This is a genomic window from Aestuariivirga sp. (assembly GCF_046093005.1).
In the GTDB taxonomy this organism is placed as follows: domain Bacteria; phylum Pseudomonadota; class Alphaproteobacteria; order Rhizobiales; family Aestuariivirgaceae; genus Aestuariivirga.
Window position 1 is genome coordinate 1 of sequence record NZ_JBJTER010000014.1, and the last position, 6,256, is coordinate 6,256.

Consider the following 6,256-nt stretch of genomic DNA (forward strand, 5'->3'; position numbering starts at 1 on the left):
CCCGGCTGCGGCACATAGCGGGGACCCAGTGGTCAACGAAACGGTACATGAACATGCGGCCTCTGTTTCAGGCCGACGAAAACCCAACCGAAGCCGCCGTGGCTTGAAAAAATGTGCGAAAGAATCTGGACACTGCCCAGAGCCGCGGCATGAACGGCAGGACACCAGAGACCGTCTTCATCGCCGGCCTGCCCAAACCGCAACCGAAACAGAAGGAGAAAGCAGAGCCCCGGAAACCCGACAAACAACGCGCCGCCTGACCCGCGTCAGCGAGCGGCAACTGTCAGGTGATTACTGTTCTTGTACAGGCCAGACCTAACCTTGATCAACCAAGGCTAAACGCCGAATAACTGTACCACTTGGCAAAATTGCCCCGGGCGCGACGACCGAATTAGCACCTAGTCGAACTCGATCGCCCAAAAGTGCTCCAAACTTGGAGACGCCTGTGTTAACGCTCTGTCCGTCATACGAAATTGTGATCGCCGCGCCTTCAGTCTCGTTGCGGTAATTCGCAATGATTGACCCTGCCTCAAGATTGCACCCAGAACCTAGAACGCTGTCACCAACGAAGTTGAAATGAGCAAGTTTTGTACCTGCGAAAAGAAACGACGACTTGAGTTCTGCCCCCGGTCCAAGGATGCATTCGGCATCAAGCCAACAGCCACCTCGAACATAAGCACCATGAGCAACGAAGCATCGCGGGCCGATGATCGTCGGCTCTTTCAATATAGCTCCTGTCTCGATAGTAGCTGATCTATGGATTGCCACTCCATCTGCAATATAATAATCTCCTTTTATTTCATTGAGCATTACATGCAATATAGATATCGATTTTGATGTAATTTCCCACGCTGACATTTCGACGTATCGCGCAAGGGGGGATATTTCGAATTCTTTAATGAATTTTTTCATTTAAATTATGTTCCTTCCATGTCTTATTGTTTCTTTGTACAACAGTTCATCTAACATGTACGATATTCTATTTTTTAGATATCATATAGATGCCCAGAAGCGCCGCGCAAATTCCTGATACCAGCAAAACTGCCGTCGCACCAAGATACTCAGTCGACCAGCCACCAGCAACTAATCCAATACCGAGCGATATCTCAGCCGCTAATCGCCATAATGCCTGCACACGGGCTAGGGTGCCAGACTGAGCATTCTGCTGAATGATAATAGTCATGAAAACATCCTGGAAAGGCAGGGCCATTCCGATGAGAAACCCGAGAAAAACCGCAAGCAGCCCAATTGATGAACTCGAAAACGCTGCGAAAGATGCTCCCGCCAAAATCACGCCGAACCCGACGGCTTTATGTGGGCCCCATACTACCCACTTCAAAATAAGGAAGCCCGACAATAAGCCACCAATACCGCTTGCTGCAACGATATATCCAAGAACGTCTGCTTGACCATTCGACGCCCCCAGCGCGAGTCTTGGGATTGCAACGAACCAAGCAGCGGCATGGCAGATCGGATAGATACAACTAACTAGGAATAATTGTCTGAGCGGCGCGCTACCGAGAACACCTCCGAAAGCTGCCTGAAAACTCACATGCTGACCTTTCTCAATTCGCCGAGGGGAACATTGACTTGATATTGATGCAGTAAAAGCCATTACAAAATATGCAACGGATCCACCAAAAACAAATATAATTGTTTTTACTTTGCCAAAAGAAGTCGCAAACAACGGTGCAACTAGGCGGCCCATTCGTTTCGCAATGTCAAACTTCGCATTCCCCTTCTGCACATCGATATGACCTCCGTCTTCTTGAATAATTACTGCGAGCGCAGCACCTTCGATGGATCGCGTTGCATTGAGAAAAAACAGAAATAATATATAAGATGTTGGGCTGCTTCCTAAAAAAACATCCTGCACTAGGAAGCATGCTACAACAAACACCGCCGAGGCATTCGCGATTGAAAGGAGCCTATATGCTCCAAAACGATCCGCAAGGCCTGCACCAAGCAGGGCCAAGAGCCATAGCGGCGCTCGCCCAGCTAACATAGCTATACCAATTGAAATTGCTGACTCCGTAAGATTCCAGACTGCCCATACTACCAATTGTACAGGAACAGTAATCACCTGACAGTTGCCGCTCGCTGTCGCGGGTCAAGCCCGGCCATGACGAGAGGGGGCGAGGGGTGTTGTGACGGAAGGAGCCGCCCGACGGCCGAACCGCCGCTCCACTGGCAGCGGAGCGGCTCAAACTGACGGTCTTTAAATGTCCTTGAACGATCTCGCGGCGTCGAAGCCAAGGCGCGCGGCCCCGATCTCGCGCATTGACTGGTCAAGGCGGGCCGCCAGAACCCGGAACACCGCGGCTCCGAAATCCGGAAACTCACGCGCCACGCGCATGAACAGCTCGCGGCTGATCCGTGCCGCTGTGACCGGCTCCACAGCGGTGGCGGTGACAGCGTAGGGCCGCTCGCCGATCATGGCGATCTCGCCCAGCATTGCGCCCGGACCGGCACTGCCGATCCGGCCCTCGCCAATGGTCGACAGAACGGCCTCTCCGCCGAGAACAAGGCAGGCAGCCGCGGCCTCCGCACCTTCGCGGATGATCGCCTGACCGGCCTCGAAGCTCACGCGTTCCGCCGAAAAGGCGATGAGTTGCAGGTGCACGGGGTCGCAGTCCGAGAAGATCGGAATACGGCGCAGGGTTTCAATGTCGGCTCTGATGTTCATGCGTTCCCGACGGCGTGTTTACAGGAGATGGGCGGGCCCGCCAACCGTCATGGAATGAGCTTATAGCCCCCGGCCACGGTCACCAGGATTTCGGCTTTCGCCGGGTCCCGCTCAATCTTCTGGCGCAGCCGGTAGACATGGGTTTCGAGCGTATGCGTTGTAACGCCGGCATTGTAGCCCCAGACCTCCAGCAGCAGGACATCGCGGCTGACGATCTGTTCGCCAGCCCGCAGCAGGAACTTGATGATGGCGGTTTCCTTCTCGGTGAGCCTGATCTTTCGATTGGCTGCATCGGTCAGCAGCTTGGCTGAGGGTTTGAACGTATAGGGCCCGACCTTGAACACCGCGTCCTCGCTGTGCGCGTGCTGGCGGAGGTGGGCGCGGATGCGGGCCAGAAGCACGGCGAAGCGGAAAGGCTTGGCGACATAATCACTGCTGCCCGAATCAAGACCCAGAATGGTATCGGCTTCGGATGCCTGGGCGGTGAGCATGATCACCGGCCCCGTATAGCCATTGCGGCGGATCATCTTGCAGGCTTCCCGGCCGTCCATGTCCGGCAGGTTGACATCGAGAATCACCAGGTCCGCGTGTTCCGCCTTGATGGCCTTGATGCCGTCGGCGGCAGTCGCGGCTTCGCTCACCGAGAATTCGTCATGGAGCGAAAACTGCTCCTTCAGCGTCTCACGCAGCAGGTCATCGTCATCGATGATGATGATCTTCTTGGCGCCGCCCATCATGCCCTTTCCGCCCGGAAGCGCTTGAAATCGCTTGCTCCCTTTGTCCCAGATGTTAGGCTCTACCATGGCCATTTCAAGGCCGAACCAGCCTTCCTTCCCGCATGACGAAACCGCTCAAGACCCTTCGTGTCCTCACCCGCAATGGCCGCGCCACCGCCGGCTGGCTGAAGGCCGGCCATCTCGCCTTTCCCTGCTCGGTCGGGCGGAGCGGCAGGCGTTTTCTGAAGCGGGAGGGGGATGGTGCAACCCCGCAGGGCGCATGGCAATTGCGGCGGCTGTTCTACCGCGCCGACCGCGGACTGCCGCCCCGGAGCGGACTGAAACCGCTGGCGCTGCGCGCCCATGACGGCTGGTGCGAAACCGTGGGTGACCGCAATTACAACCGTCTGGTCCGGCTTCCCTATGCCGCCGCGCACGAGACCATGCGCCGCCAGGATGCGCTCTATGACCTGGTCGTCGAGCTCTCACACAATGAGCGGCCGCGAATTCAGGGCCGTGGCAGCGCGGTGTTCTTCCATCTACGGCGGCCGGATGGCGGGCCGACCGCCGGCTGCATCGCGGTGTCCCGCGGCGATATGCTGAAGATCCTGCGGCGGGTGGGCCCGAAAACCCGGATCGTCATCTAATCCCGCACCCCGAAGATGGCGGAGCCGACCCGCACATGGGTTGCGCCGCAGGCGATGGCCGCCGGATAATCGCCGCTCATGCCCATGCTGAGCCAGGCCAGGCCGTTGCGGCGGGCGATGTCCGCCAGCATTTCGAAATGCGGCTTTGGATCGGCATCGGCGGGCGGAATGCACATCAAACCCGCAATCGAGAGGCCGTGCTGGTCCCGGCAGCCGCGCAGGAATGCATCCGCCTGATCGGGGTCGATCCCGGCCTTCTGGGGTTCGCGGCCCGTGTTCACCTGAACGAACAGCGTCAGGGATTTTCCCTGCCTTCGCATCTCGCCGGCGATCGCTTCGGCGATCTTCGGCCGGTCAACGGTGTGGATTGCATCGAACAGCTGAACCGCCTCGGCCGTCTTGTTGGACTGCAGGGGGCCGATGAGGTGCAGTTGCAGGTCCGGCCATCTTGCTTTGAGCGCCGGCCATTTGGCCTTCGCCTCCTGTACCCGGTTCTCGCCGAACACCCGCTGACCAGCGGCGATCACGGGCTCGATTTCGGCCGCGCCAAAGGTCTTGGACACGGCGATCAGCGTCACGGCCTCCGGCTTGCGGCCAGCGGCGCGGGCGGCGTCCGCCACCCCTACCAGCACCTTTCTCAACCCGTCATGCGTCATGCCGCAAACTCCTGGAAAGGCTGAGGTTTAGGCCAAGCTTGCGGGCCATTTCAAGGACTGGTACCAGCACCGGATCAAGCCTTTTCACAGACGGGATCCGCCACGGTGAGCACTGAACGTTACAACCCGCGCGAAGCCGAGCCGCGCTGGCAAAAACACTGGGCCGAAGCCAAGAGCTTCGAAGCGAAGGAAGATGCGGCGCGGCCCAAATATTACGTGCTGGAGATGTTTCCCTATCCGTCGGGCCGCATCCATATGGGCCATGTCCGCAACTACACGATGGGTGACGTGATCGCCCGCTTCCGCCGGGCGCTGGGATATAACGTGCTCCATCCCATGGGCTGGGACGCTTTCGGCATGCCCGCGGAAAACGCCGCCATCGACCGCGGCGTACACCCCAAGGCCTGGACCTACGATAACATCGCGACCATGAAACGCCAGCTGCAGTCGATGGGCCTGGCGCTCGACTGGAGCCGAGAGATCGCCACCTGCGATCCCTCCTACTACCGCCACGAACAGGCGATGTTCATCGACTTCATGAAGGCGGGACTCGTCGAGCGCAAGGTGTCGATGGTCAACTGGGACCCCGTCGACCAGACGGTGCTGGCCAATGAGCAGGTGATCGACGGCCGCGGCTGGCGCTCCGGCGCACTGGTCGAGAAGCGCGAACTGGCCCAGTGGTTCCTGAAAATCACCGCCTATTCGGAAGAGCTGCTCTCGGCGCTCGATGGCCTCATCCGCTGGCCGGAAAAAGTCCGGCTGATGCAGAAAAACTGGATCGGCCGCTCGGAGGGTCTGCGCTTCTCCTTCGCGCTCGAGGACGAGGCCGGGACCCTGCTGGAGGAACGCCTCACCGTCTACACGACGCGCCATGACACGATTTTCGGCGCCAGCTTCTGCGCGATCTCAGCCGATCATGATCTGGCCAAGCGCCTCGCCGCCGGCGATCCCGGGCTCGCTGCTTTCCGCCGCGACGTGGCCGCACTCGGCACCTCGGAGGAGACGATCGAGCGTGCCGAGAAGAAAGGCCATTTCCTCAAGCTCTACGCCCGCCACCCGTTCCGGGAGGGCGTGCGGCTGCCGGTCTATGCCGCCAATTTCGTATTGATGGGCTATGGCGAGGGCGCCATCTTCGGCTGCCCGGCGCATGACCAGCGCGACCTCGATTTCGCGCGCAAATACGGCCTGCCGGTCATTCCCGTGGTGGCGCCGAAGGGGGTGGACCCGGCAACATTTGCAATCGGCGCGGAAGCCTTCCTCGAGAAGGAAGGGGACAACACCGTTCTGATCAATTCCGATTTCCTGGATGGCATGACGGTGCCCGCCGCCAAGGCCGAAATCGCGCGGCGCCTGGAGCAGGCGGGAACCGGCGAGCGCAAGGTGAATTTCCGCCTGCGCGACTGGGGCGTGTCGCGGCAGCGCTCTTGGGGCTGCCCGATTCCGGTGATCCACTGCGCCGCTTGCGGCATCGTGCCGGTGCCGAAGGCGCAGCTTCCCGTGACACTTCCCGATGACGTGAGTTTCGACAAGCCGGGCAATCCGCTCGAACAC

Annotated in this window: 7 protein-coding genes; 2 read left to right on the forward strand and 5 right to left on the reverse strand. The window is 59.3% G+C overall.

All coding sequences use genetic code 11. The annotated features are described in order from the left end of the window. Positions 1-315: 315 nt before the first annotated feature. The 4 genes from ACKOED_RS00660 to ACKOED_RS00675 all read right to left on the reverse strand — a co-directional run bounded on the left by ACKOED_RS00660 (position 316) and on the right by ACKOED_RS00675 (position 3,420). On the reverse strand, positions 316-912 hold the full coding sequence (locus ACKOED_RS00660; protein ID WP_408914644.1) for an LpxA family transferase: 597 nt from the start codon (positions 910-912) through the stop codon (positions 316-318). 67 nt (positions 913-979) lie between these two features. Continuing rightward, positions 980-2,083, reverse strand: a complete 1,104-nt coding sequence (locus tag ACKOED_RS00665; RefSeq protein WP_408914645.1) for a hypothetical protein — start codon at positions 2,081-2,083, stop codon at positions 980-982. Between the two features lie 135 nt (positions 2,084-2,218). Then, a complete protein-coding gene (locus ACKOED_RS00670) occupies positions 2,219-2,686 on the reverse strand; it encodes a Crp/Fnr family transcriptional regulator (RefSeq protein ID WP_408914646.1) in 468 nt (155 codons plus the stop codon). Positions 2,687-2,733: 47 nt separating this feature from the next. Then, positions 2,734-3,420 (reverse strand): response regulator transcription factor, encoded by a 687-nt coding sequence (locus tag ACKOED_RS00675; RefSeq protein ID WP_408914650.1) that lies wholly within the window; start codon positions 3,418-3,420, stop codon positions 2,734-2,736. A gap of 104 nt (positions 3,421-3,524) precedes the next feature. Here ACKOED_RS00675 and ACKOED_RS00680 point away from each other — a divergent pair, with 104 nt between their 5' ends. Next, a complete protein-coding gene (locus ACKOED_RS00680; protein WP_408914647.1) occupies positions 3,525-4,049 on the forward strand; it encodes a L,D-transpeptidase in 525 nt (174 codons plus the stop codon). Here the strand turns inward: ACKOED_RS00680 and ACKOED_RS00685 are convergent. After that, complete coding sequence (locus ACKOED_RS00685; RefSeq protein ID WP_408914648.1) at positions 4,046-4,705, reverse strand: YggS family pyridoxal phosphate-dependent enzyme; 660 nt, start codon at positions 4,703-4,705, stop codon at positions 4,046-4,048. The two genes, ACKOED_RS00680 and ACKOED_RS00685, sit on opposite strands and share 4 nt — an antisense overlap. 105 nt (positions 4,706-4,810) lie before the next feature. On the opposite strand from ACKOED_RS00685, the gene leuS reads away from it, so the two are divergent. After that, a partial coding sequence (leuS, locus tag ACKOED_RS00690) for a leucine--tRNA ligase (protein ID WP_408914649.1) occupies positions 4,811-6,256 on the forward strand: 1,446 nt, incomplete at its 3' end.

Coding starts and splice junctions, on each gene's coding strand:
- ACKOED_RS00660 (WP_408914644.1), bottom strand. CDS start 912: ATGAAAAAATTCATTAAAGAATTCGAAATATCCCCCCTTGCGCGATAC.
- ACKOED_RS00670 (WP_408914646.1), bottom strand. CDS start 2,686: ATGAACATCAGAGCCGACATTGAAACCCTGCGCCGTATTCCGATCTTC.
- ACKOED_RS00675 (WP_408914650.1), bottom strand. CDS start 3,420: ATGGGCGGCGCCAAGAAGATCATCATCATCGATGACGATGACCTGCTG.
- ACKOED_RS00680 (WP_408914647.1), top strand. CDS start 3,525: ATGACGAAACCGCTCAAGACCCTTCGTGTCCTCACCCGCAATGGCCGC.
- ACKOED_RS00685 (WP_408914648.1), bottom strand. CDS start 4,705: ATGACGCATGACGGGTTGAGAAAGGTGCTGGTAGGGGTGGCGGACGCC.